Source organism: Ruegeria sp. K11 (genome assembly GCF_056531905.1).
Genome location: NZ_JBQFMP010000008.1, coordinates 249,920 through 274,517, shown reverse-complemented (window position 1 = coordinate 274,517; position 24,598 = coordinate 249,920). Strand labels below are relative to the sequence as shown.

Sequence of the window (24,598 nt, the reverse complement as noted above, 5' to 3'; positions counted from 1 at the left end):
GATCACTCACACTATGAGTCTGGACGATATCAACGAAGGGTTCGACCTGATGCACCGGGGCGAGAGCATCCGCTCGGTCGTGGTGTATTGATCGCGAAAAATATTCTCGAAGGGCGGGCTTTTGCGCGCCCTTTCTCGTTCTTACATTCCCCTCAAAGAATAAAACTATAAGTTGAGGGATGAATTTGACTTTAAAGACAACGGACCGCCTTGCGGTTCTGATTGATGCCGATAATGTTCCGGCCAAACACGCCGCCGGGATATTTGAAGAAATTGCCACATTGGGCGAAGCGGGCCTCAGGCGGATTTACGGAGATTTCTCAAACGGGTCTCCGCAAGGGTGGGATTCCAGTTCTTTGGCCGAACATGCCATCGTCCCCCATCAGCAATTCGCCAATACGTCCCGAAAGAATTCCAGCGACATAGCGCTGGTGATCGATGCGATGGATATCCTGCATGCGGATCGCTTTAGCGGATTTGTTCTTGTGTCGTCAGACAGTGACTTCACACGCCTTGCCAGCCGTATTCGTGAACAAGGGCTCGACGTGTTCGGGATTGGCGAACGCAAGACACCCAAAGCCTTTGTGGCAGCCTGTAATCGATTCATCTACATTGAAAATATTCAAAAGCCCGAAGGCGAGGCGGATGTCTCAAACAAGGGCGAAGGTGCCAATACGAAACACGAGTTAAACCACGCGTTCCAATTGATCCGAAACGTTGTTCGGAACACGAAAGAGGCGGACGGCTGGGCAAGCTTGTCCTTTGTGGGCAGCCAGTTGGGCAAGATGTACCCGGATTTTGATGCCCGCACCTACGGCCACAAAAGACTGAGCGATCTGGTGCGGGCCATTGACCGGTTTGAAAAAGGCGGCACCAACGGGGACCTTAAAATCCGGTGTCGCGACGGGTCATGACCCAGGCCGCGTTGCCCCCGTATCTGATCGCGGCGACCGCACACGCAAAACCGGTGTGTTGGCCGAGGTGGTGTTGGACCGACTCTCGCGCCAGACCACAAAGACGCCGGAGGCGATGATGATGCTGGCCCCGACGGCGACCCAACCGTCAGGTTTTTCGTTGAAGAACGCCATGCCGAACAGGGTGGCCCAGATGATCTGGCTGTATTGGCTGGGGGCGACCACGCCTGCGGGCGCGGCGCGATAGGCCAGAATAATCAGGTGTTGGGCGATGACCGAAAACACGCCGACCAGCGCCATCATGCCCAGATGCGGCAGCGATGGTGGCAGATATACGGCGGGCTGGGCCAGACTCATCGCAACGATAGCCAGCAACATCGGATAAAGGATCAGCACGGCCGAGCGCTCCTCATTCCCGATCTTGCGTACCAGAACAGAGCCAAACGCGCTGCAAAACGCTGCTGTAAGGGCTGCGAGGTGGCCCAGTGTAATGTCTGTCGCACCGGGGCGCAGGACGATCAGGACCCCGATCAGGCCGACGCCTACGGCAGCCCAGCGCTGGGCGCGGACCACTTCGCCAAGGATCGGGATCGACAGGACGGTGACGATCAGCGGGAAAGAGAACAACAGCGAATAGACTTCGGCCAGTGGCAGCACGGAAAAGGCATAAAACGCGCAGGTCATGGAGGTAATCATCAGGCCCGAGCGCAGCAGGACCAGCCAAGGATGACGCGGCAGGAAGTTGCCCGTGGTCCGATCGGTCAGGATCGTCACGGCCATCGGCACAAAGGAAAACAGCGTGGCGAAAAAGATGATCTGCAGCACCGAATACGTGCCGCCCAGTACCTTGATCAGGACGTCGTGGCTGGCAAAGACAGCAAAGCCCAGAAACGCAAATCCTAGTCCCCGAAGGGTGGTGTTTTGAGTGCTCATGCCCATGGCCTCGGATCATGTGTCGGTGTGGTGGCGCGCGCCGGTGCAGCGCGGGGGACGCCCGGGCTGTCGTGATCTTTGATTAAACCGATTTTGCCGGGGCGGATAGCCCCTATTTTACCGCTAACACCGCAATGCTGCCATGATCTGAGGTCATCGCAGGATCGGTGGCGCGTCCTTGGGTTGGCGCGCTGATTGGACCCCCGCCCGCATCCCCACCCCGATCCGGCGGGCCAGTGCCACCCATGGGGTTGCGGTTTCCAGAGGCAGGGTCTGGGTGGCGACCTCTTCGAACAGGTCGAGCCAATGGGCGAACATCTCGGGTTTTACATCCGGGCGTTCGATGTGAACCCGCTGCGGATTGCCGTCATAGCTGCGCTCAAACAGGATGGCGTTGCGCCAGAAGGCGGCGATCTTTTCCTCATGCGCGGGCCAGTCATGGACATGTGTGTTGAAAACGGGACCCAGCACCGCATCCTCGCGCACACGTGCATAGAAAGCGCGGACCTGCGCGTTGATCTGCGCGGGCGTCGCCGGAAAGCGCGGGGGCAGGGCGGGTCTGGTCATTTGGATCCTTTAACAGTCTCTGTTTCAGGGGCAGTAGCCGGTTCGGACGTCAGGCAACAGGTGTGGTTTTGTCGCGCGGTCCGGGCGTCAGGATATGCCGCAACAGGGCCACCGGATGCGCCCGCAGGCTGAGGCGGGTGGCGACGTAATCCTCGACCACCTGCTCGCCCAGGGTCATCTGCGGCAGATAGGCCTCGGGTTCGTCCAGCGCCTCGCCTTCCAAGTCCTGTGAAAACAGGGGCAGCGGTTTCGCGGTCGCAATCGCTTTGGCTTGCCACAGAGCCTCGCGCCTTGTCAGGTCGCAGGCGGCAAAGGCATCGGCCTCGGCCAGCCGTTCGATCACCGACGGGCCAAGCCCGGCGCGCCGCCAGACGTCATCGACTTGCGTATAGCCATTGCCGCGCGCGGCGGTCAGCCAGCTGGCGTCTTCCTCGCTCAGGCCTTTGATCTGGCGGAACCCCAGCCGCAGGGCCAGCCCGCCGCGCCCGTCGGGTTCCATCGCATTGTCCCAGAAACTGGCATTGATGCAGACCGGGCGCACCTGCACGCCGTGTTCCCGCGCGTCGCGCACGATTTGTGCAGGCGCATAGAACCCCATGGGCTGCGAGTTCAGCAGCGCGCAGGCGAAGATGCCCGGGTGGTGACATTTGATCCAGGCTGAGGCATAGACCAGCAGCGCGAAACTGGCCGCGTGACTTTCGGGAAAGCCATAGGACCCGAAGCCTTCGATCTGCGAAAAGCAGCGCTCGGCAAAATCCTGTTCATAGCCGTTACGCTCCATCCCGCGCAGGAACAGGGAGCGGAATTCGCTGACATTGCCATGTTTCTTGAAGGTCGCCAGCGATCGCCGCAGCCGGTCCGCCTGTTCCGGGGTGAAATCCGCGCCCACGATAGCGATCTGCATTGCCTGTTCCTGAAACAGCGGCACGCCCAGCGTTTTGCCCAAGACCTCGCCCAAGGCGTCCGAGGGGAAGCTGACCTCCTCCTCGCCATTGCGGCGGCGGATATAGGGGTGGACCATGTCGCCTTGAATGGGGCCGGGGCGGATGATGGCGACCTCGATCACCAGATCATAGAATCTGCGCGGTTTCATCCGGGGTAGAAAATTCATCTGTGCCCGGCTTTCTACCTGAAACACGCCGATCGAGTCCGCCTTGCACAGCATGTCATAGACCTGCGGGTCCTCGGGTGGCAGGGTTGCCAGAGTATAACCGGTCTGATGGTGACGCTGGATCAGGTCGAACGCTTTCCGGATACAGGTGAGCATCCCGAGGCTGAGCACATCGACCTTGAGGATGCCAAGGCTGTCGATATCGTCCTTGTCCCAGCAGATAACCGTGCGACCCTCCATCGTGGCGTTTTCGATGGGCACAAGTTCGTCCAGCCGTCCTTCGGTGATGATGAAACCACCCACATGCTGAGACAGGTGGCGCGGGAAGCCATCGATCTCATACACCAAGGATAGAGTCTGTTTCAGGCGGCGATCCTCGGGGTCGAGGCCGATCTCGCGCATCCGTTCAGCCTCAAGCCCTTTGGTCGAGAAGAACCCCCAGAGCTGTGAGGACAGGGCCGAGATCGTGTCTTCGGTCAGGCTCATGGCGCGGCCCACTTCGCGGATGGCGCGCTTGCCGCGATAATGTACGACGGTGGCGCAGAGCCCTGCGCGTTCGCGGCCATAACGGTCGTAGATATGCTGGATCACCTCTTCGCGGCGTTCATGTTCGAAATCCACGTCGATGTCGGGGGGCTCGTCCCGCGCCTCGGACACGAAGCGTTCGAACACCATCGTGCCCAGTTCGGGGCTGACCTCGGTGATGCCGAGGCAGAAGCAGACCACCGAATTTGCCGCCGAGCCGCGCCCCTGACACAGGATATCGCGGGAGCGGGCGAATGTGACGATATCGCGGACGGTCAGGAAATAGGGTTCGTATTTCAGCTTGGCGATCAGGGTCAGCTCATGCGCCAGCATTTTCTTTGCTTTCTCTGACGCGCCCGCCGGATAGCGCCAGTTCAACCCCTCATGCGCCAGACGGTGCAGGCGCTGGGTCGGGGTTTCCTGATCATTGCCCTCATTGGGGTATTCATAGCGCAGCTCGTCCAGCGAGAAGGTCAGGTCTTCGCTGAGGGCATGCGCCCGCGCGACGGCTCCTTCATGACCTTTAAAAAGGCGCAGCATCTCGGGTTCGGACCGCAGGCGCTGTTCGCCATTGGCCAGCGCGTCGCGGCCCAGCTCATCGACCTTGCGACGCAGGCGGATGGCGGTCAGAACATCACCCAGTTTGCGGCGGGTGCCGTGATGCATCATCGGCGCGGCGCTGGCCAGTGTGGGGATGCCGAGTTGCTGCGACTCAGTCTCTAATTCGCGGAAATATGCGCTATCAGCCCCATCATACCGAGGGTGCAGCAACAGATGAATCCGCCCGGCAAAGCGGCGCGTCAGCTGTTGCGCTTGTGTCCGCCATCCGTCCGCGCCGCCCTGCGACCGGGTCGCCTGTGGCCAGAGGAGCAGGTGCAGACCGTCGGAGAAGTCCAGAAGGTCGGACAGGTGCAGAATGCAGTCGCCTTTCTCGGCCCGCCGGCGGCCCGTAGACAGAATCCGACACAGATTGCCCCAGCCTTGCCGGTTCAGCGGCAGGGCAGTGACCGTGGGTGCGTCAGTAAAGATCAGCCGCGCGGCGGGGATCAGGCGTGGCACCGCGTGGATGGGATAGGATGGCGGTTTCGGGATGTGATCGGGGCAGGGCGGGCCGATAGAGGTGTTTTGCCTCTCCCATTCCAGCCGTTCGCGCACCTTGCGGGCGATCTCGCGCGCTTGGGTGTGGGCGCGCACGATCCCGGCGACCGAATTGTCATCGGCAATCGCAATCGCGGGCAGGCCCAGGGTCACGGCACGCTCCATATACTCCTCGGGGTGCGAGGCCCCGGTGAGGAAGGTGAAATTCGACGTGATCGACAGCTCGGCATACATGGCGACTCCGCATTATATTCACGTTTTGTTCTTTTTCGAGTCCTTTGCGCAGGAAACGGGTCGCTTGAGGTCATCGCGACGGGCAGGGTGGCCAAAAAAGGAGAGACACCATGCACAGAATATCCGCCCTTCCCACTGCTCAGGTCGAGGCCTATCGCGACGGCGCACCGGACGGCTATGGCAACCCGCCCGAGCGTGCGATTTCGAACGGGGAAGGAAACCCGTGCCGCCATTGCCTGACTTACATTCCCAAGGGAAAAGAGATGCTGGTTCTGGCGCACAGGCCTTTCCCCGAAACGCAGCCATTTGCGGAAACCGGGCCGATTTACCTTTGTGCAGAGCCTTGTCAGCGCTATGAGGACCCGGTGGATTTGCCCGAAGCACTGACTGCATCACCCAATTATCTGATCAAGGGCTACGGGTCAGATGACCGCATTGTCTATGGCACCGGAGTCATCACACCGCAGCCCCAGTTGCAGGCCGCTGCCGAAACCATATTCGCGCGGGATGACGTCGCCTACATCCACATCCGGTCCGCGCTGAACAACTGCTATCACGCGCGGATCGACAGGGCTTAAAGCTTGACCCGGTGCATGCCCCGGCGCGGCTGATCGTGGTCGTCGGCCGGGGTGTCATCGGTGCGAGAGGAGGTCAGCGCGAGGAACACATCCTCAAGATCGGCCTCTTCGGTGCGCACGTCGCGAATGCGGATATTGGCAGAGCGGACGGATTCCAGAACCTGTTCGGCGCTTGTGGTTTGGCTTTGATAGTTCAGTTCCAGACTGCCATCGTCGCGCAGCGCGGCCTCGACACCGTCAGCCACAGGCAAACCAGCCACAGGGCTGTCGGGGATGATCACCATAGTGCGGCTGTCCATGCGGTTCAGCAGGTTGGCGGTGCTGTCCTGCGCGATCTTTTCGCCATGGTTGATAATCGCGATCTCGTCACACATTTCCTGCGCTTCTTCCAGGTAATGGGTGGTCAGGATGATGGTCATGCCCTGTTCGTTCAGCTTGCGCACATTGGTCCAGAGCATCTGGCGCAGCTCGATATCCACGCCCGCCGTCGGTTCGTCCAGCACCAGAATCTTGGGGTAATGTACCAGCGCCTTGGCCAGCAATAACCGCCGCCGCATCCCGCCGGAGAGGGTGCGGGCATAGGCCTCGGCCTTGTCGCCGAGGCCCACCAGTTCGAGGATCTCATCGCTGCGGCGTTCGGATTTGGGCACGCCGTACAGACCGGCCTGAACCTCCATCGCGCCGCGCGGGGTAAAGAAGGGATCAAGGTTCAGCTCTTGCGGCATCACGCCAATGGCGGCGCGGGATTGGCGCGGGTTCTGATCCTGATCGAACCCCCAGATCGACACGGAACCGGATGATTTCACCACCAGACCGGCCAGAATATTGATCAAAGTCGATTTGCCCGCGCCGTTTGGCCCCAGCAAACCAAAGACCGAGCCACGCGGGATGGTCAGATCGATCCCTTTCAGCGCCTGTTTCTCGGGCTGGCCCTTGCCGCCGCGATAGGTCTTGCGCAGCCCTTCGATCCTGATTGCCGCATCGCTCATGTGGCTCTTGCCCCCGGTTTGCTCATCGCTCATAAACGCACCTAATACATGCCCGCGAGGCCGACAACCGAAGAAGGACTGCCAGCCGTGACCATCGAAGCGCCGGAAACCAAGATCGTGGAAACCTCTCGCGTTGCCTGTGATGGCGGCGAGGGCGCTTTGGGCCATCCGCGTGTCTGGTTGCAGATCCCCGAAGATACGGGTTGGGTCGAATGCCCCTATTGTGATTGCAAATACGTGCTGAAGGGGCGCGAAGTTTCGTAGATGCGCAAGGCGCTGGGGCGGTCTCTGATCTGCCTGAGCGTTGTTGTCATTGGCTATTTTCTGGCTGCGTTTGTCGGGGCACTTGTGCCTGGGCCCGGAACCCGCCCCCATGATCAGGACACTGTTGAGATACGGTTGATCAAGGGGCCAATTCACTACGATTTCCTGATTCCGCTGACACCCATTGCACGTCGGGAATTGGATGGGCTGCGTCACGCTGGCCTGCCTGTGCATTATCCGCACACAGAATGGGTGATGATCGGTTGGGGTGCGCGCGCGTTTTATACCACGACCGGTTCTTATTCGGATGTGTCGTTTGGCGCGATCGCTCGGGGCCTGACAGGAGATCGATCCGTCATTCGCGTGGACGTGATTGCCAAGTTGAACCCGCAGATGCAATTGCCGTCCATGCACTTGTCTTCGGACCAGTTTGAACGGTTCCTCAGGGCCATCACGGCCAGTTTTGAGCAAACGGATCAGGGGCAATGGATTCCTTTGAATGTGTCCGGTTTTTCCGAAACCGATCGATTCTTTGCCGCCAATGGGCGCTTTAACGCGTTGCGCACGTGCAATGTCTGGATCGGTGAAACTCTGCGAGCCGCGGGCGTGCGGTTCGGAATTTGGGTGCCGCTTCCGTATTCCGTCACATTGTCGCGATGGCTTTATCAATCCGACGCTCGTTAATTCGCCCAAGAATCGCCGCTTTTGTCTATGAAAATGAGTAAAATTGCTTAGGCGAGGACCATGACCGACGCTACACTTGACAGCCCTGCCAGCCCTTTCTTCGGTTGGATCGGCTTTGTTGTTTCGGCAATCGCATTGCTTGCCGCACTGTTTGTGTTTTGGGCGGGTCCATTCGCACCGCAACAGGCGACGGGTGTGTCTTTGGGAGAGCTTGCCGCCGAGATCGGAAAATCCACCTTGCGGGCCGCAGCCGGGCTGGAACAACCCGCACCCGTTGCGCCGACGCGGGATCTGGATGACCACCTGCGAATTGGCGTGGCCATGCTGGGTGGATTGGCCATTGTACTGTCCACCATTGGTGTCTTGCGGCATGAAAAAACACGTCCCGCCATCGCCGGGATTGTCATCGGTACCGGCGCTATCCTGTTTCAGTTCTTTGCCTGGGCGTTTTTTGCGCTGCTCGGGGTGTTGATCATCATGGCGCTGCTGGACAGTTTTTCGGATTTTTTCTCGGGCCTATTTGGCGGGTAAGCCCGTATTTAATGAAGGCATGGGCCTGTCTTCATCTCAGGCATATTTGCGTGGACGCTCCAGAAACGAAGGCTTGCTACGTCCCGTAGACGGACAGCACTTGTTGGGCTAGGTTTTCCCTTGTTTTAAACATGAATTTTGGAGACCATCGCGATGACGCGTATTCTAAGCGCCGCCTTATGCATTTTCCTTGCCACCAGTGCTCAGTCTCAACAGATTGTTCAGCCCACCGGTCCGGTCATCACGGATACCGGGTGCCTTGTGAAAGGCCTGAACCCAAACGGCGACGGCTTTCTGGCGATCAGAACCGGGCCGGGATCAAATCACCAGCAGATCGGAAGCCTTCGCAACGGCGACGCAGCCTATATTCGCGCCTGCGAAGGAAAGTGGTGCTATGTCGAAAACGGAGCCATCGACAATGTCGAGACTCAGTTCAAAGGCTGGATTCATACCGGGTGGTGTGAATTCTACCCCTGAGGCTTTGGCAAAATCGCAGACGGCCTGATCTGCGCGTTCTACTACTGGCATCCATCTGCATTCCATGGCAGGACGGGTGGGCGTAACGGAGAGGAGCACGGGCATGAGCGGGTTTGGAAAAGGCTGTCACCTGCATCTGATCGATGGATCAGCCTTTATCTTTCGGGCCTATCACGCGCTGCCGCCGCTGACGCGAAAATCGGATGGCTTGCCCATCGGGGCAGTCTCGGGGTTCTGCAACATGCTGCAGAAATATGTCGAAGGGAACGCCGGACCCGACGCACCGACCCATGTGGCGGTGATCTTCGACAAGGGCTCGCATACGTTCCGCAATGATCTGTACGACCTTTACAAGGCCAACCGCGAGGCGATGCCCGAGGATTTGCGCCCGCAGATGCCGCTGACCCGCGAGGCGACGAAGGCGTTCAACATCGCCTGCAAGGAACTGGAGGGGTATGAGGCTGACGACATCATCGCAACTTTGGCCGTGCAGGCGCGCGAAGCCGGGGGGCGTGTGACCATCGTCAGTTCCGACAAGGACCTGATGCAGCTGGTGGGCGACGGTGTGGAAATGCTGGACGCGATGAAGAACAAGCGCATCGACCGGGATGGGGTGTTCGAAAAGTTCGGGGTCGGCCCTGAACGCGTGGTCGATGTGCAGGCGTTGGCGGGGGATAGCGTGGATAACGTGCCGGGTGCTCCGGGGATCGGGGTCAAGACGGCGGCCTTGCTGATCAATGAATACGGTGATCTGGAAACCCTGCTGGACCGCGCCGAAGAGATCAAACAGCCCAAGCGTCGCCAGACCCTGATCGAAAAACGCGATCAGATCGAGCTGTCGAAGAAGCTGGTGCAACTGGATGAGCAGACGCCGTTGGACTTCACGCTGGACGATCTTGAGGTGAAAGACCCCGAGCCCGAAACCTTGCTGGGTTTCTTGGCCGAGATGGAGTTCCGCACCCTCACCAAGCGCATCGCTGACAAGCTGGGCGCTGAGGCCCCCGTGATCGCGGATGCGCCCGCGCCGGTCGAAGAGATTGAGGCCGAGGCGATCCCGTTTGATGCAACGAAATACGAATGCGTGCGGGATGCGGGCGCGCTGCAGAAATGGATCGATCAGGCCTATGAGCGCGGCTGGGTCGCGGTGGATACCGAAACCACTGGCTTGAACGAGATGATCGCCGATCTGGTCGGCATTTCGCTGTGTGTCGAGGCGGGTGAGGCCTGTTACATCCCCCTGATCCACCGCGAAAGCGCAACGGATGATCTGTTCGGCACCGATGCGCTGGCCGAGGGGCAGATGCCGCTTGATGAGGCTCTAAACCTGTTGAAACCGATGTTCGAGGACCCGTCGATCCTGAAGATCGGGCAGAACATGAAATACGACGCCAAAATTTTCGCGCGCTATGGCATCAACGTGGCCCCGATCGACGACACGATGCTGATGTCTTATGCGATGCATGGCGGCGAGCATGGGCATGGCATGGATACTCTGTCCGAGCGCTATCTGAGCCACACGCCGATCCCGATCAAGCCGTTGCTGGGCTCGGGCAAATCGGCGATCACGTTTGACAAGGTGCCGATTGACGAGGCCACTGCCTATGCCGCCGAGGATGCGGATATCACGCTGCGCCTGTGGAAGCTGTTCAAACCGCAGCTGCATCAGGTGCAGGTGACGACGGTGTATGAAACGCTGGAACGACCCTTGGTACCCGTGCTGAAAGAGATGGAGATGCACGGCATCAAGGTCGACCGCGATGTCCTGTCTCGCATGTCCAACGCTTTTGCGCAGAAAATGGCCGGATTAGAGGCTGAAATTCACGAACTGGCGGGTGAGAATTTCAACGTGGGCTCGCCCGCACAACTGGGCGAGATTCTGTTCGACAAGATGGGTCTGGAAGGCGGCAAGAAGGGAAAGGCCGGCAAGTATTCGACCGGGGCCGATATTCTTGAAGACCTCGCCACCGAGCACGAGTTGCCCCGCCGGGTGCTGGATTGGCGGCAATTGTCCAAGCTGAAATCGACCTATACGGACGCGCTGCAGACCCATATCAACCCCGATACGGGGCGGGTGCACACGTCGTATTCGATTACCGGGGCGAACACGGGGCGTCTGGCCTCGACCGATCCGAACCTGCAGAACATCCCGGTGCGCACCGAAGAGGGGCGGCGCATTCGTGAGGCGTTCATCGCTGAACCGGGCAATGTGATGGTCAGCCTCGACTATAGCCAGATCGAACTGCGGATATTGGCGCACATCGCCGACATTTCGACTCTGAAACAGGCGTTTTCGGATGGGTTGGACATTCACGCTATGACGGCGTCCGAAATGTTCGACGTGCCACTGGACGAGATGACGCCGGAGATCAGACGGCAGGCCAAGGCGATCAACTTTGGTGTGATCTACGGCATCTCGGGCTTTGGCCTGGCGCGTAACCTGCGCATCCCGCGGGCTGAGGCGCAGGGCTTTATCGACCGTTATTTCGAACGCTTCCCGGGTATCCGGACCTATATGGACGACACAATCGCCTTTGCCAAAGAGAATGGATACGTCCAGACCCTGTTCGGCCGCAAAATCCACACGCCGGAAATCAATGCCAAGGGCCCGCATGCGGGATTCTCGCGCCGCGCGGCGATCAATGCGCCGATTCAAGGCACGGCGGCGGATGTGATCCGGCGGGCGATGGTGCGGATGCCTGATGCGATCAATGGCTTGCCTGCCAAGATGCTGTTGCAGGTGCATGACGAATTGCTGTTCGAAGTGGCCGAAGACGCGGTGGATCAGGTGATCGGCGTGGCGCGCGACGTGATGGAGGGGGCCTCGGATCCTGCCGTCAAACTGGATGTCAAGCTGAGCGTGGATGCCGGGCAAGGGGCCAACTGGGCCGAGGCGCACTGAGGGCGCGGCTCATCAGGCCCGGCGGGCCCTCTTCGCCGCGGGTCAGTCCGGGGAACTGACCAGGCGATTGACCAGACGTTGCACCGATGGGGCAAGCAACAGGATGACGGTGAATGCGATGGGCCAGCAGAATGCCCAGGACGCCATCCAGTCGCCAAATGTTGTGGGCCCGAAGCCGACGGCTTTGGCCGTGGCGATGCCTGTGACGATACAGGACATCAGGCCAGACATGATCAGGCTGAACAGGGCACGAGCATAACGAGCGGGAAGCATCTGAGGCATCCTTGCAGCAACATTGCCTTCATCTGCGGGATTTTTCGTTGAAAAGCCAGAGCTAGGTGGGCATCCAGCCCAGACTGTCCATGGTGCGTGATGTCGACGGGGTGTATTCGGCACTGACCCAGCCTGTGAACCCTTTATCCGAGAAAGCCTCGAACAAGGCCGGGAAATCCGTCGGTCCGCGCCCGGGTTCCGAGCGATCCGGGGCCGCACCGATCTGGGCGTGGATCACCCTGGAGTGAAACCGATCCCAGACTTTCAAAGCGTCCCCGTGAATCATATGTGCGTGAAAGCTGTCATATTGCAGCCCGACATTGGGACGGTTCACCGTGTCGAGTATCTCGACGGCGAGAACATAGTCATTCAGGAAGTAATCTGGTTGTGACACCGGGTTGAGCGGTTCGATGGTGAACTGTTGGGAAGGGGCGAAATCTGCGGCCCATTTCAGATTTTGCACAAAGCTCTCAAACGCCTCGGGGCCTGAGGCATAGCCTGACATGATATGAATCAGCTCCGGTTTCAGCACGTCGGCATAGCGCATGACACGGCGGATGTCGGATTGAAACCGCGCGTGGCCGCCCGGCACCGCGCCATAGCCGGGTTCACTACCTGTATAATTGGGCGGTGGTGCGTTGATCAGCACCAGATCCAGCCCGTTGGCCATTAGGGCGCCGCGGGTTTCCTTGGCCGCCAACTCATATGGGAACAGGATTTCCACGGCATCAAATCCGGCCTCGGCGGCGGCGGAGAAGCGGTCGAGATAGGGTAGCTCGGCAAAGAGCAGCGAGATATTGGCGGCAAATCTGGGCATGAGCTGATCACATTGACGTTTGCGAGAAGCATAGCTTCGGGGTGAAATCCACGAAAGGGACTGAAAACGACAGATTGTCGAAAATCGGCCAGATCGGCCGGTGCAAATCAGGGATTTTCGAGCCATCGCGGCGAATCATTTTTGCGCGCCGCTCCAACAGAAGGTCTGACACCATGGCGATGAGCCCTGACCCCGTGCGCGGGACCACTCTTCCTGTGTCTTCCGGACGCTGCTCTGCTTTACCCGGCAATGGTCTGGCCGTGGCTTCGATGCTGACATGGGCGGCAGGGTTTCCGGCAGCCGAGGTGCTTTTGCAAACTTGGCCCCCGGTCGCGCTGCTTGTGGCGCGGTTGGCGCTGGCGGTGGTTGTCATGGTGCCGATCTGGATGCTGATCGATGGGCCGGCACGGATGTTGCGCGCGCGGTGGGGGCATGCCTTGCTGGTTGGTGGTATGTTGGGAGCAGGGATGTTCCTGATCATCCTGGCGCAAAAACTGACTGACCCGGTGACCGTGGCAATCATTGCATCCTGTGCGCCCTTGTTCGCAACCGTGCTGGAACTGGCGACGGGAACGCGCCGCCTGCGGTGGAATTTTGCCATTGGTGTCGTCGTGTCGATCATCGGGGGGGTGATTGCGACCAGCGCGGTGGCCCCGGCCCAACTGGGCTTGGGCGCGGCCTGCGCCATCGTCTCGACCGGGCTGTTCTGCTGGGCCAGCATGGCGACGGCACGGGATTTCCCCGAGCTTAGCCAGATCGGGCGCAGTTCCATCACCTTCGCGGGCGGGCTTGTGACGGCCAGCGCCCTGTTTCTGGCCACAGGGCTTGTGGGCGCTGAGGTGCTGCCGACGGCGGCATTCGATCTTCGGCAAGCCGGGATGTTGATGATTTACGCCCTGGTCGCGATGGGTCTGAGTCAGGTCTTTTTCATTGCCTCCGTCGGCAAGCTTGGGGTGGCGCTGGCATCGTTCCACATCAACATTGCACCGTTTTATGTGATGGTGATCATGCTGGTGCTGGGGGATGAGTGGAACGGGACCCGCGCGCTGGGCGCAGCCATTGTCGCGGTGGCCGTGGTGCTGGCGCAGGACCGCCGGGTGCCGCGCACGGCCTAATCCGGTAATGCATCCGAGCGGATCAGCGGGAAGAACTGTCCGTTTGACCAAACGCCGAACCAATCGCCGTTATGCTCGGCAATGTCCACCAGCCGATAGAAGCTTTTGCGGTCGATCCGCGCCTCAAGGTTGGCACGCATCAATATATAGGGGGATGGTTCGTCTGTTTCGGGGTCGATCACGATACGGATCGGGTGATCAGCCCCGGCCACGGCGGCGTCGCCTACATGGGTGGTGAAAGTCAGCATTTGTGACTGACCTGTGCTTTCGGTGTCGAAATCGACCGCCACAAAGGGCACGTCTTCGACGGTGATTCCCACCTTCTCGACCGGAGTCACGAGAAAATAGCGGTCATCTTCTTTCTTAAGAATTGAGGAAAATAGCTTCACAAGCTCGAACCGGTTGATCGGCGACCCTAAATAACTCCAAGAGCCATCTTTGGCGATATGGATGTCCAGATCGCCACAAAACGGAGGATTCCACAGGTGAACCGGGGGTAAACCCTTGGTTTTCGCGGCGTTGACTGATGCCGCAATGCCATCAGGGGAAGGTGTCACAGGTTTTTGTCCGCTCATTACTTTTGCCATTTCCTTTTCGCGCGATACACTTCAACCATATTAGTCCACGGAAGGGAAAGTCATGACCGAACCCGCCGACCTCGTGTCCGAGATCGAAGCGCTGGAAGCCAAACTGCAAGAGGCCAAATCCTCGATCACCCGTCGGTTTATCGGACAGGAAAAGGTCGTGGACCTGACACTGACCGCATTGCTGTGCGGCGGGCACGCATTGCTGATCGGTTTGCCCGGTCTTGGCAAGACCCGCCTTGTTGAAACGCTGTCCACCGTTATGGGCCTGAATGGCAATCGTATTCAGTTCACGCCTGACCTGATGCCCGCGGATATTCTGGGGTCCGAGGTTCTGGACACCGATGAAGACGGGGCGCGACACTTCCGGTTTATCTCGGGCCCGATCTTCTGCCAGTTGCTGATGGCGGACGAGATCAACCGCGCAAGCCCCCGGACGCAATCGGCATTGTTGCAGGCGATGCAGGAACGAACTGTGACCGTGGCTGGCGAGGACCGCTCGCTGGGTGTGCCGTTCCATGTTCTGGCGACGCAAAACCCGATTGAGCAAGAAGGCACCTATCCGCTGCCCGAGGCGCAGCTGGACCGGTTCCTTGTGCAGATCGACGTGGAATACCCCGACCGTCAGACCGAACGTGATATCCTGCTGGCCACCACGGGCGTCGAGGAAGAGGAGGCGCACGAAATTTTCACCAAAGAGGAATTGCTGGCCGCGCAGGTGCTGCTGCGCCGTATGCCGGTCGGCGAGTCGGTTGTAGAGCTGATCCTCGATCTTGTGCGAGCCTTCCGCCCTGATGAGGCTGGCGTATCCGAGCGTGTCTCTGAAACAGTTGCCTGGGGTCCCGGGCCCCGCGCGGCGCAGGCGTTGATGATGACCGTGCGGGCACGGGCGATGCTGCAGGGGCGGCTGGCCCCCAATGCCGAGGATGTTCTGGATATGGCGCGGCCGGTGCTCAGTCACCGCATGGCGTTGAACTTTGCGGCGCGGGCGCGTGGCGACAGTCTGGCTGATCTGATCGAAACCACGGCGACCGGTCTGATCCGCACCGAGGCTGCGGCGTGAATGCGGCGCTGACTCTTCGCGAACGATCCGAGGCCGAAGCGTCCCGGCTGCCGCCCCTTTTGGCGCGGGCTGAACATCTGGCCGGAACAGTCCTGCTGGGCGATCACGGGCGCAGGCGGTCGGGTCTGGGGGATGATTTCTGGCAGTACCGCCCGGCCCAGATCGGCGACAGTCGACGGATGATCGACCATCGCCGCTCGGCGCGGGGGGATCAGCAATTCGTGCGCGAACGCGAGTGGCAGATTGCGCAATCGGTGATGCTGTGGGTCGATCAGGGCGCATCAATGCGGTTTGCGTCCGACAAAACTCTGCCGACCAAGGCGGATCGGGCGCGCTTGCTGGGTCTGTCCACAGCAATTCTGTTGGTGCGCGGGGGCGAGCGTGTGGGCCTGACCGGCACCACCCTGCCACCCCGACGTGGCAATGCGCAGATCGTGCGTCTGGCGCAGGCGTGGACCGAGGATTCCGAGACGGATTATGCCCCGCCCGAACACCGCGCGATGATCCCACATGCCCGGGCCGTGTTCATTTCCGATTTTCTGGGTCCGATGGACGAGGTCGAACTGGCCCTGACCAAAGCAGCTGACCGCGGCGTACGCGGCGTGTTGCTGCAGGTTCTGGACCCCAGCGAAGAGAGCTTTCCCTATCGCGGTCGGACGATTTTCGAAAGCGTCGGCGGCACCACACGTCACGAGACGCTCAAGGCGGCCGATTTGCGCGACCGGTATCTGGAGCGTCTGGCCGCGCGCAAAGATGCGTTGACGCAACTGTCGCGCGCAACAGGCTGGCAACTGGGTCTGCATCACACGGGTGACAGCGCACAAGCGGCTCTTTTGTGGCTCTATCGTGCGCTGGATGGGGGAACGGTATGACGGTTCTGGCGGGCATCGGCTTTACCGCGCCATGGGTGTTGCTGGGTCTGATCACCCTGCCGATCCTTTGGCTTATTCTGAGGGCCGTGCCGCCTGCACCCATTCGCAGGCTGTTTCCCGCGGTTACCCTGCTGCTGGGCCTGAAGGACGATGAAAGCGTTTCGGACCGAACGCCGTGGTGGCTTTTGCTGCTGCGCATGCTGGCGGCGGCCGCGATCATCATTGGTCTGGCCGGGCCGGTTCTGAACCCGTCCCGCGACCAGCAGGGGTCGGGACCTTTGTTGCTGGTGCTGGATGCCAGCTGGGCCGGGGCAACCCGGTGGTCCTCGACCCTTGAACAGATCGATGCACAGCTGACCGAAGCTGGTCGCGCGGGGCGACCGGTTTCGATCCTGCAGCTGACCGACCCCGAAGCCCCCGTTTTTCAGGCCGCAGAGGCATGGCGCAGCCGCCTGCCCGGTCTGGTGCCATCGCCGTGGCAGCCTACGACCGCGCAGATTGATCAGGTTCTGGCCGCACTCGACGCGGTAGATGACGGGTTCGAGACGTATTGGTTCAGTGACAAGCTGGCCTATGACGGCCATGACCGTGTCCTGTCGGCTTTGCAGGCTCGCGGCGGTGTGACCGTGTACCGCACGGCCTCGCCGGTTATGGCGGTTTTGCCTGCCACGTATCAGGACGGTGTGATTGAGCTGAATGCGCAAAGGTCCACTCCGGGTCCGGCGGAAACGATTACCATTCTGGCGCAGGGCCGTGATCCCGCAGGAGCAATGCGTGTTCTGCAATCGGCCGAGATGACCTTTGAAAGTGGCGAGACTCAGGCGCAGGTCGAATTGGCCCTGCCATCCGAATTGCGCGCGCGTATTACCCGGTTCGAAATTCAGGGTCAGCGGTCCGCCGGTGCGCTTACACTGACCGATGACAGCTTGCGAAGACGCGAAGTCGCGTTGATCGCGGGCACGCTGAACCGCGAAGGGCTGGAGCTGCTGTCGCCGCTTCACTACCTGACGCAAGTGCTGATCCCCACGGCAGACTTTGTCGATGGCGGTTTGCTGGACGTTCTACCCGCAAACCCGGATGTGATCGTGCTGGCGGATGTGGCCAAACTGTCAGATGCGGAACAGGCAGAGTTGATCGAATGGGTCGAACAGGGCGGTTTGTTGCTGCGCTTTGCCGGTCCGCGCATGGCTGCCAGCGATCTGGGTCGCGATGCCGAAGATACGCTGTTGCCTGTCCGCCTGCGCAGCGGTGGCCGCTCAGTCGGCGGCGCGATGAGCTGGGGCGAGGCCAAGGGACTCGCACCGTTCACCGAAAGCTCACCGTTTTTTGGATTGCAGGTGCCGGGCGACGTCACCGTGACAACGCAGGTGATGGCGCAACCAGACCCTAATCTGGCAGATCGTGTGATTGCATCGCTGTCGGACGGCACGCCGCTGGTGACGCGCAAGGCGCTGGGCCTGGGGCAGGTGGTATTGTTCCATGTCACTGCCGACGCAGAATGGTCCAGCCTGCCGCTGTCCGGCCTGTTTGTCGAGATGCTGGATCGTCTGGCAGTGGCTTCGGCGGCAAAATCCCGACAGGTGTCGCAGCTTCAGGGCACCACATGGGAACCGATACAGGTCATGGACGGGTTCGGAACATTGACAGATGCCGGCAATCTGGCTGGCGTCGACGGCGTCGAGCTGGTCTCGGGCCAGATTGGGCCCGCGCTGAGACCGGGCTTGTATGAAAGCGGCAAGCAGAAACTGGCGCTGAACGTATTGTCCGAGGATGCGGTGCTCAGCCCGGCGGTCTGGCCATCGGATGTTCCGATCAAGGGGCAGGAAATCAGCACCGAGACGCCGATTGGCGGCATTCTTCTCAGCCTTGCTCTGGTGCTGTTGACGATTGACGTGATCGCGTCGCTTGCCTTGTCCGGGCGGTTGGGATTGGCCAAAGCTGCCGCCACAGTGCTGGGCATCGCGCTTGTGGTGCCTGAGGCACAGGCCCAGACCCCGGATGAGACGGATTTTGCGCTGAATGCCACGCATGAGCTGGTTCTGGCGCATGTTCTGACCGGCAACGCGCAAATCGACAACGTCGCCGAGGCCGGTATGCGCGGTCTCGCTCAAACGTTGTATTACCGCACATCGGTCGAACCGGCGGACCCAATTGGTGTGGATCTGGAGCGCGATGAACTCGCGTTCTTTCCGCTACTCTATTGGCCGATCACACCTGAACAACCGCAGCCATCCGCCGAAGCTTATGCCCGGCTGAACGCCTATTTACGGTCCGGCGGCATGATCCTGTTCGACACGCGGGATTCGGATGTTGCCCGGTTTGGGGCTTCCAGTCCGAATGGTCGCAAGCTGCAGCAACTGGCGGCTCCGTTGAATATCCCCTCGTTAGAGCCGATACCACGGGACCACGTGCTGACCCGAACCTTCTATCTGTTGCAGGATTTCCCCGGTCGCTATGGCGGCACGGATGTCTGGGTCGAGGCCGCTCCGCCTGATGCCGAACAGATCGAGGGGATGCCCTTCCGTAACCTCAACGACAATGTCACGCCGGTTGTCATCGGCGGCAACGACTGGGCCGGAGCGTGGGCCGTAGATCGCAATGGACAAGCCTTGTTGCCGGTGGGGCGCGGTTACGCCGGTGAGCGTCAGCGCGAGCTGGCCAACCGGTTCGGCGTCAATCTGGTGATGCATGTGCTGACCGGGAATTACAAATCTGATCAGGTCCATGTGCCTGCTTTGCTGGACAGGTTGGGCCAATGACCGGAACCGTCATCTTTGATCCTTTGATCCCCTGGCCTGTTCTGGCGGCGGTTGCGGCAATCGCTGTCGCGGGCGTGGGTCTGGCGCTGTGGCGCGGCCTGTCCGGCTGGGCCCTGCGCGGATTGGCGGCCCTCGTGGTGATCGCGGCCTTGTCCGGGCCGGTCTATCAGGTCGAGGATCGTGCGCCGTTGACAGACATCGTTTTGATGATCGAAGACGAAAGCGCCAGTCAGACCCTGTCAGACCGCGCGGAACAGACGAAACAGGCCGCTGATGATCTGGCGGCTGAGATCGAGTCCCGCGACAATATAGAGCTGCGCCGGATCAAGGTGGGTGATGGTGACGGCGATGAAGGCACGCAGGTCATGGCCGCGCTGAACGAGGCGCTTGCGGAGGAACCACGGGCGCGGATCGCGGGCATTCTGGTTGTCTCGGATGGCATCGTGCATGATGTCGATCAGGCCCCTGATCTTCCTGCGCCGATGCATCTGCTGCAGACCGGCCGCGCGGCAGATTGGGATCGTCGTCTGATCGTGCGCAACGCGCCTGCATTTGCCATCATCGGAGAACCCGTTACGTTGACTTTGCGTGTCGAAGACAGCGGTGCCGCGCCTGTCGGAGTGGCCTCGGCCCCGCTCGAGATTTCCGTTGATGGCAGCGAGCCGGACCAGTTCACTATCCCCATCGGGGTGGATGTCGAGCTGCCGATCACGCTGCCGCATGGCGGGCGCAACGTTCTTCAGTTCACCGTACCCGAAGCCGATGGCGAATTGACGGACCGCAACAATACGGCCCTGATCCAGATGAATGGCGTGCGGGATCGTTTGCGGGTTTTGCTGGTCTCGGGCGAGCCGCATCCCGGTGGACGCACATGGCGCAACTTGTTGAAATCCGACAGTTCGGTCGATCTGGTGCATTTCACCATCCTGCGGCCTCCGGAAAAGCAGGATGGCGTGCCGGTGGACGAGTTGTCACTGATTGCATTCCCGACCCGAGAACTGTTTCTGGAAAAGATCAACGATTTCGATCTGATCATTTTCGACCGCTATAAGCGGCGTGGCATTCTGCCAGCTATCTATCTGGACAACGTCACCAACTATATCAATGACGGCGGTGCGGTGTTGATCGCTGCCGGGCCAGATTTCGCAACTGCTGACAGCATCTTTCGTTCGCCGCTAGGCCCGATTCTGCCCGCACAACCCACCGCGCGGGTGATCGAGGAACGCTATACCCCGATGGTCACCGATCTTGGGCATCGACACCCTGTCACGACCAGCCTTGGTGATTCAGAAGACTGGGGGGCATGGCTACGGCAGATCGATGTCAATCAGCGCACGGGTGAGCTGCTGATGACCGGCGTAGATGAACGACCGTTGCTTTTACTGGACCGCGTGGGCGAGGGACGCGTTGCGCTGCTTGCGTCGGATCACGCCTGGCTCTGGAGTCGCGGATTTGAGGGCGGCGGCCCGCAGCTGGAATTGTTGCGAAGATTGGCGCATTGGATGATGAAAGAGCCTGAACTGGAAGAAGAGGCCCTGTGGGCCGAGGCCAATGGGCAGGTCATGCGTATTATCCGCCAGACTCTGGAAGACGAAGTCGGCCCGGTTACCATCACAAGGCCAAATGGCGAAACGCTTGAAATGACGCTAGACGAGGTATCTCCGGGTCGGTTCGAAACGCAATATGTCGGTCCCGAGATCGGCCTCTATCGTTTGCAGGAAGGGGACCATATGGCAGTGATCGGGCTGGGCCCCGCTGCCCCGAAAGAGTTCGAGCGCACCATCGCGACAGGCGACATTCTGGACCCGGTTCTGGCCGGGTTGCGCGGCGGCGTAATACGGGTGGAAGACGGTTTGCCGTCTATCCGGAACGTGCGTGCCGGACGCCCGGCGGCGGGACGGGGATGGATCGGCCTGACCCCGCGCGACGCTTATGAGACACGTGACGTTACGCAGGCCGGACTATTGCCGCCCTGGATTGTTCTGCTGTTGGCTGGCGGGTTCCTTCTGGGTGGGTGGCTGCGGGAAGGCCGTCGCTAGCTTATTCAAACACCACGCTGACTGTCGGATTGCCGGGTAAGCCGTCATAAGTCACCTTTGCGCTGCCCTTGCCCTTGGCTGGTGGTACAAGCGGTCCGAAGGACCCGACCGAAACCAAATCTCCGGCTTCCAATGTCACGCTTTTGGACATCAGCCAAAGCACGGCATTCGCCGGGTGGCCAAGAACGGCGGTGCCCGGAGCCTCGGCCAGCACGGTGCCATCTGCGGCGCTAAGCGTGACGACCATACCGGCCAAAGCCTCTGACATCTCAGCCGCATCCGATACAGCGATCTCCGAGCCTAACACGCCCAGTTTTGGTGCAACTCCGATTGCGGTCAGGGTCACCGGCGTGATTGGTTCACCCTCGGCGAGGGTCAGGTCGGGCAGCTCGATGAACGGTCGGATCGCCGAGACGTTCTGCAGAACCTCCTCGGGCGTTTCGGCCTCGTTGATTTGCGCGTCCCCAACGACAAGCACCAGATCAGCTTCGAAAACCGGGCGCGCGCCCCAATTGAGCGGAACAGTCGCGCCATCCTCGAGCATCATATCGCGATAGAGGATGCCTTGTACCGGTTCCGAGGCGCCAAACCGGTCCTGCGCCGGGGCACTGGTCAGTCCGGCCTTGTAGCCAATCACCGGTCCCATATGGGGCTCCAACGCGCGCACCAGCTTGGCCTGAGAACACAACGCATCTTCCATTGTGCCCCCTGCCGAAACGGCAATGGTGGGCGTATTGCTCAAATAGTCTTGCACGAATGTCTCAATGTCACCGTCCGACGCACACCCTGCCTGAGCCGCACCCGACAGCCAGAAAACTCCATAAGTTACTGAGATATAACTCCTAAAACCCATGATATCGCTCCTATGTCCCCAGAGTCTGACACGCCTGCCGACCACGTGGCAACGGTTTAAGCACTTTTTCACGCTCTGCAGGGATGTTGAGTCCGACACGGGCCGGGATCACCAAAGATGAGTCTTGCGGAAAAACTTGCACAGGAGCGACGGGCACGGCTGGCAGCTGAACGGTTGCTTGAGCTGAAACAGGCAGAGCTTTCTGCGGCCAATCGTAAACTGGGTCATCATGCGATTGCATTGACTCGACGCATCGACCAGACGCAGGCCGAAGTTGCGACCGTTCGGGATGAAAACGAAAAGGTCAAATCCGATCTTACGGTGGCCAATGCAAAAATCGAAGTGGCCGAACGTCGGCTTTGGCATTCCATCCAAACCATTCAGGACGGCTTTGCTTTCTTTGATGAAAACAGCACTCTGATTGGTGCAAATACCGCCTATCTGAGTGTGTTTGATGGCATGCAAGAGGTTGCGCCCGGAATCGCCTATGCCCAGATCCTGGATATCCTGACACGTGAGGGCATCGTTGATATCGGTGCCGAGGCGGCACCAGACTGGTGCGTTCGAATGCAGCGCAGGTGGGTTCAGCCCAATCCCGAACCGGTGGTGATCCAGCTATGGAATGGCCAGTATATCAGACTGATTGATCAGCGGGGACAGGGCGGCGATGTGGTCAGTCTTGCGCTGAATATCACCGAGTCCGTCCGGCATGAGGCGGAATTGCAAGCCGCACGAGAGCGAGCGGAGGCTGCAAACCGCGCCAAATCCGCATTTCTGGCCAATATGAGTCACGAAATTCGCACACCGATGAATGGCATTGTCGGCATGACCGAACTGTTGACCGAAACGCCTTTGGGCGATGAACAACAGCTTTACGTCAACACGATCCGCAACTCGGGCGAGGCGCTGCTGGTCATCATCAACGACGTTCTGGACTATTCCAAGATCGAAGCTGACAAGCTGACCCTGCACCCCGAACAGTTCGATTTAGAGCGGTGTATTCTTGAGGTGGCAATGCTGTTGCAGCCCAGCGTGCGCGACAAGGGGCTGACCCTGCTGGTGGATTACGACCTTTTTCTGCCCACCTTGTTTATCGGTGACCCCGGTCGCGTACGGCAGATCCTGACAAATCTGGTGGGCAATGCGATCAAGTTCACCGCAGATGGCCACGTTCTGATCCGAGTGACTGGCGTGCCAGATTCGGAAGGCGAGAACTGCGATGTTCACGTGGCCATCGAAGATACCGGCATCGGTATCGAAGACGACAAGATCGCGCATATTTTCGGCGAATTCAATCAGGTCGAGGATCAGCAAAACCGACAATTCGAGGGCACCGGGCTCGGTTTGGCGATCACCAAACGTCTGATTACGATGATGGGCGGCACTGTCTGGGTCGAAAGCGCGCTGGGCGAAGGATCGTGTTTCGGGTTTCGCATGACTCTGCCCACCGCGGAAGGCCCACAGCCCGAACCACCTGATCTTGCAGAACGATTGCGGCATGTTCTGATCGTCGAAGATCTGGCAGTCAATCGCGCCATCCTGGCCAAGCAGTTGGGCCGGTTGGGATCACGCGCGTCGGTCTGCGCGACGGGGACCGAAGCGCTGGCCCTCGTCGACCCAAGCGTCGATCTGATCCTCTGCGATCATGACCTGCCGGACATGGACGGGCTCGAGCTTGCGACCACCCTGCGAGACCAAGGATGGGGGGATCTGCCGATTGTGGTTATGTCCGCTAATCCTGGCGTCATCCACACCGACCCGGCCCATCGTTTGATCGAAGGTGTTCTGCAAAAGCCCATCCCCCGCGCCGAGCTTTATTCCCGACTGCTGGCCCTGGGCGCACCCGGTTTCAAACCCACCAAGTTTGATGCATGCGCGATCAAGCCCGACAAACCGTCGCTATGCCTTGAAGACCAAAGGAGGATGCGCGTCCTCGCCGCCGAGGACAATCGAACAAACCAGTTAATCCTGAAGAAAATGACCAAGGATCTGGAAATTGAACTGAGGTTTGTTTCTAACGGGCTGGAAGCCGTCGAGGCACATGTCGAATTTGATCCTGACCTGATCTTCATGGACATCTCCATGCCCAAGATGGACGGAAAAGAGGCAACAAGCGAAATTCGCCGCCGCGAAATTGGAACCGACCGCCACGTCCCCATCGTGGCGTTGACTGCGCATGCCATGGCCGGGGATGATCAGGGCATTTTGGCCGCCGGATTGGATCACTACCTGACCAAACCCCTGCACAAAGCGCTGATCCACAGAATGATCCTGCAGCACTGCCCGGATAACGTGCGACAAGTCACAAAACCGGCTGAGCTTGCCCCCTGAACCGAAGCACCACCACCAACCGTTTCGTCAGGGCTTCCCATTCATCTGGCCAAAAATATCCCGGGGAGCGCGAGGGGCTGGCCCCTCG

General features: G+C 60.0%; 21 protein-coding genes. 13 read left to right on the top strand and 8 right to left on the bottom strand.

The window, feature by feature from the left end; translation table 11 throughout:
* The first annotated feature begins 179 nt into the window (after positions 1-179).
* Positions 180-914 (top strand): NYN domain-containing protein, encoded by a 735-nt coding sequence (locus tag ACR0K4_RS14965; protein WP_480519111.1) that lies wholly within the window; start codon positions 180-182, stop codon positions 912-914.
* Here ACR0K4_RS14965 and ACR0K4_RS14960 read toward each other — a convergent pair.
* The 3 genes from ACR0K4_RS14960 to ACR0K4_RS14950 form a co-directional block, all read right to left on the bottom strand.
* Entirely contained in the window at positions 909-1,847 is a 939-nt protein-coding gene (locus ACR0K4_RS14960) for a DMT family transporter (protein ID WP_480519113.1), read from the bottom strand. The genes ACR0K4_RS14965 and ACR0K4_RS14960 overlap by 6 nt on opposite strands.
* A gap of 153 nt (positions 1,848-2,000) precedes the next feature.
* Complete coding sequence (locus tag ACR0K4_RS14955; protein ID WP_480854610.1) at positions 2,001-2,414, bottom strand: group III truncated hemoglobin; 414 nt, start codon at positions 2,412-2,414, stop codon at positions 2,001-2,003.
* Between the two features lie 49 nt (positions 2,415-2,463).
* The gene (locus ACR0K4_RS14950) at positions 2,464-5,382 is read right to left on the bottom strand and encodes an error-prone DNA polymerase (protein WP_480854609.1); all 2,919 of its coding nucleotides are present in this window, start codon (positions 5,380-5,382) and stop codon (positions 2,464-2,466) included.
* Between the two features lie 110 nt (positions 5,383-5,492).
* Between ACR0K4_RS14950 and ACR0K4_RS14945 the strand changes: the two genes are divergently transcribed.
* Positions 5,493-5,960, top strand: a complete 468-nt coding sequence (locus tag ACR0K4_RS14945; protein ID WP_480854608.1) for a DUF1203 domain-containing protein — start codon at positions 5,493-5,495, stop codon at positions 5,958-5,960.
* Here the strand turns inward: ACR0K4_RS14945 and ACR0K4_RS14940 are convergent.
* Positions 5,957-6,949 (bottom strand): ABC transporter ATP-binding protein, encoded by a 993-nt coding sequence (locus ACR0K4_RS14940; RefSeq protein WP_480519651.1) that lies wholly within the window; start codon positions 6,947-6,949, stop codon positions 5,957-5,959. The two genes, ACR0K4_RS14945 and ACR0K4_RS14940, sit on opposite strands and share 4 nt — an antisense overlap.
* An 87-nt stretch (positions 6,950-7,036) precedes the next feature.
* Between ACR0K4_RS14940 and ACR0K4_RS14935 the strand changes: the two genes are divergently transcribed.
* The 5 genes from ACR0K4_RS14935 (at position 7,037) to polA (ending at position 11,804) form a co-directional block, all read left to right on the top strand.
* Positions 7,037-7,213 carry a zinc-finger domain-containing protein gene (locus tag ACR0K4_RS14935; RefSeq protein ID WP_480519121.1) on the top strand — a complete coding sequence of 59 codons (177 nt, stop codon included), beginning with the start codon at positions 7,037-7,039 and terminating at the stop codon, positions 7,211-7,213.
* On the top strand, positions 7,214-7,897 hold the full coding sequence (locus ACR0K4_RS14930; RefSeq protein WP_480854607.1) for a TIGR02117 family protein: 684 nt from the start codon (positions 7,214-7,216) through the stop codon (positions 7,895-7,897).
* 60 nt (positions 7,898-7,957) lie between these two features.
* A complete protein-coding gene (locus tag ACR0K4_RS14925) occupies positions 7,958-8,428 on the top strand; it encodes a hypothetical protein (RefSeq protein ID WP_480854606.1) in 471 nt (156 codons plus the stop codon).
* A gap of 153 nt (positions 8,429-8,581) precedes the next feature.
* On the top strand, positions 8,582-8,905 hold the full coding sequence (locus tag ACR0K4_RS14920) for an SH3 domain-containing protein (RefSeq protein WP_480519127.1): 324 nt from the start codon (positions 8,582-8,584) through the stop codon (positions 8,903-8,905).
* A gap of 103 nt (positions 8,906-9,008) precedes the next feature.
* A complete protein-coding gene (gene polA / locus ACR0K4_RS14915) occupies positions 9,009-11,804 on the top strand; it encodes a DNA polymerase I (RefSeq protein WP_480854605.1) in 2,796 nt (931 codons plus the stop codon).
* Positions 11,805-11,846: 42 nt separating this feature from the next.
* Here the strand turns inward: polA and ACR0K4_RS14910 are convergent, their stop codons facing one another.
* Together ACR0K4_RS14910 and ACR0K4_RS14905 are read right to left on the bottom strand one after the other, a co-directional pair.
* Positions 11,847-12,077, bottom strand: a complete 231-nt coding sequence (locus tag ACR0K4_RS14910) for a DUF2798 domain-containing protein (protein ID WP_480519131.1) — start codon at positions 12,075-12,077, stop codon at positions 11,847-11,849.
* A gap of 61 nt (positions 12,078-12,138) precedes the next feature.
* Positions 12,139-12,894, bottom strand: coding sequence for a hydroxypyruvate isomerase family protein (locus ACR0K4_RS14905; protein WP_480519133.1), 756 nt, complete (start codon positions 12,892-12,894; stop codon positions 12,139-12,141).
* A gap of 173 nt (positions 12,895-13,067) precedes the next feature.
* On the opposite strand from ACR0K4_RS14905, the gene ACR0K4_RS14900 reads away from it, so the two are divergent.
* Complete coding sequence (locus tag ACR0K4_RS14900; protein ID WP_480854604.1) at positions 13,068-14,009, top strand: DMT family transporter; 942 nt, start codon at positions 13,068-13,070, stop codon at positions 14,007-14,009.
* Here the strand turns inward: ACR0K4_RS14900 and ACR0K4_RS14895 are convergent.
* Positions 14,006-14,584 carry a DUF1285 domain-containing protein gene (locus ACR0K4_RS14895; RefSeq protein WP_480519137.1) on the bottom strand — a complete coding sequence of 193 codons (579 nt, stop codon included), beginning with the start codon at positions 14,582-14,584 and terminating at the stop codon, positions 14,006-14,008. The genes ACR0K4_RS14900 and ACR0K4_RS14895 overlap by 4 nt on opposite strands.
* Positions 14,585-14,648: 64 nt before the next feature.
* Between ACR0K4_RS14895 and ACR0K4_RS14890 the strand changes: the two genes are divergently transcribed.
* From ACR0K4_RS14890 to ACR0K4_RS14875, 4 genes are read left to right on the top strand one after another with little or no spacing between them, the layout of a single operon-like run.
* Positions 14,649-15,656: an AAA family ATPase gene (locus ACR0K4_RS14890; protein ID WP_480519139.1), complete on the top strand. Its 1,008-nt coding sequence runs from the start codon at positions 14,649-14,651 to the stop codon at positions 15,654-15,656.
* A complete protein-coding gene (locus tag ACR0K4_RS14885) occupies positions 15,653-16,528 on the top strand; it encodes a DUF58 domain-containing protein (RefSeq protein ID WP_480519141.1) in 876 nt (291 codons plus the stop codon). Before ACR0K4_RS14890 ends, ACR0K4_RS14885 begins: the two co-directional genes overlap by 4 nt.
* Positions 16,525-19,287: a DUF4159 domain-containing protein gene (locus ACR0K4_RS14880; RefSeq protein WP_480854603.1), complete on the top strand. Its 2,763-nt coding sequence runs from the start codon at positions 16,525-16,527 to the stop codon at positions 19,285-19,287. The genes ACR0K4_RS14885 and ACR0K4_RS14880 overlap by 4 nt, the downstream gene beginning before the upstream one ends.
* Entirely contained in the window at positions 19,284-21,326 is a 2,043-nt protein-coding gene (locus ACR0K4_RS14875) for a hypothetical protein (protein WP_480854602.1), read from the top strand. The genes ACR0K4_RS14880 and ACR0K4_RS14875 overlap by 4 nt, the downstream gene beginning before the upstream one ends.
* Before the next feature lies 1 nt (position 21,327).
* Here the strand turns inward: ACR0K4_RS14875 and ACR0K4_RS14870 are convergent, their stop codons facing one another.
* The gene (locus tag ACR0K4_RS14870; RefSeq protein ID WP_480854601.1) at positions 21,328-22,179 is read right to left on the bottom strand and encodes a 2-keto-4-pentenoate hydratase; all 852 of its coding nucleotides are present in this window, start codon (positions 22,177-22,179) and stop codon (positions 21,328-21,330) included.
* Positions 22,180-22,296: 117 nt separating this feature from the next.
* Between ACR0K4_RS14870 and ACR0K4_RS14865 the strand changes: the two genes are divergently transcribed.
* Entirely contained in the window at positions 22,297-24,510 is a 2,214-nt protein-coding gene (locus ACR0K4_RS14865; protein ID WP_480854600.1) for a response regulator, read from the top strand.
* Positions 24,511-24,598: the final 88 nt, after the last annotated feature.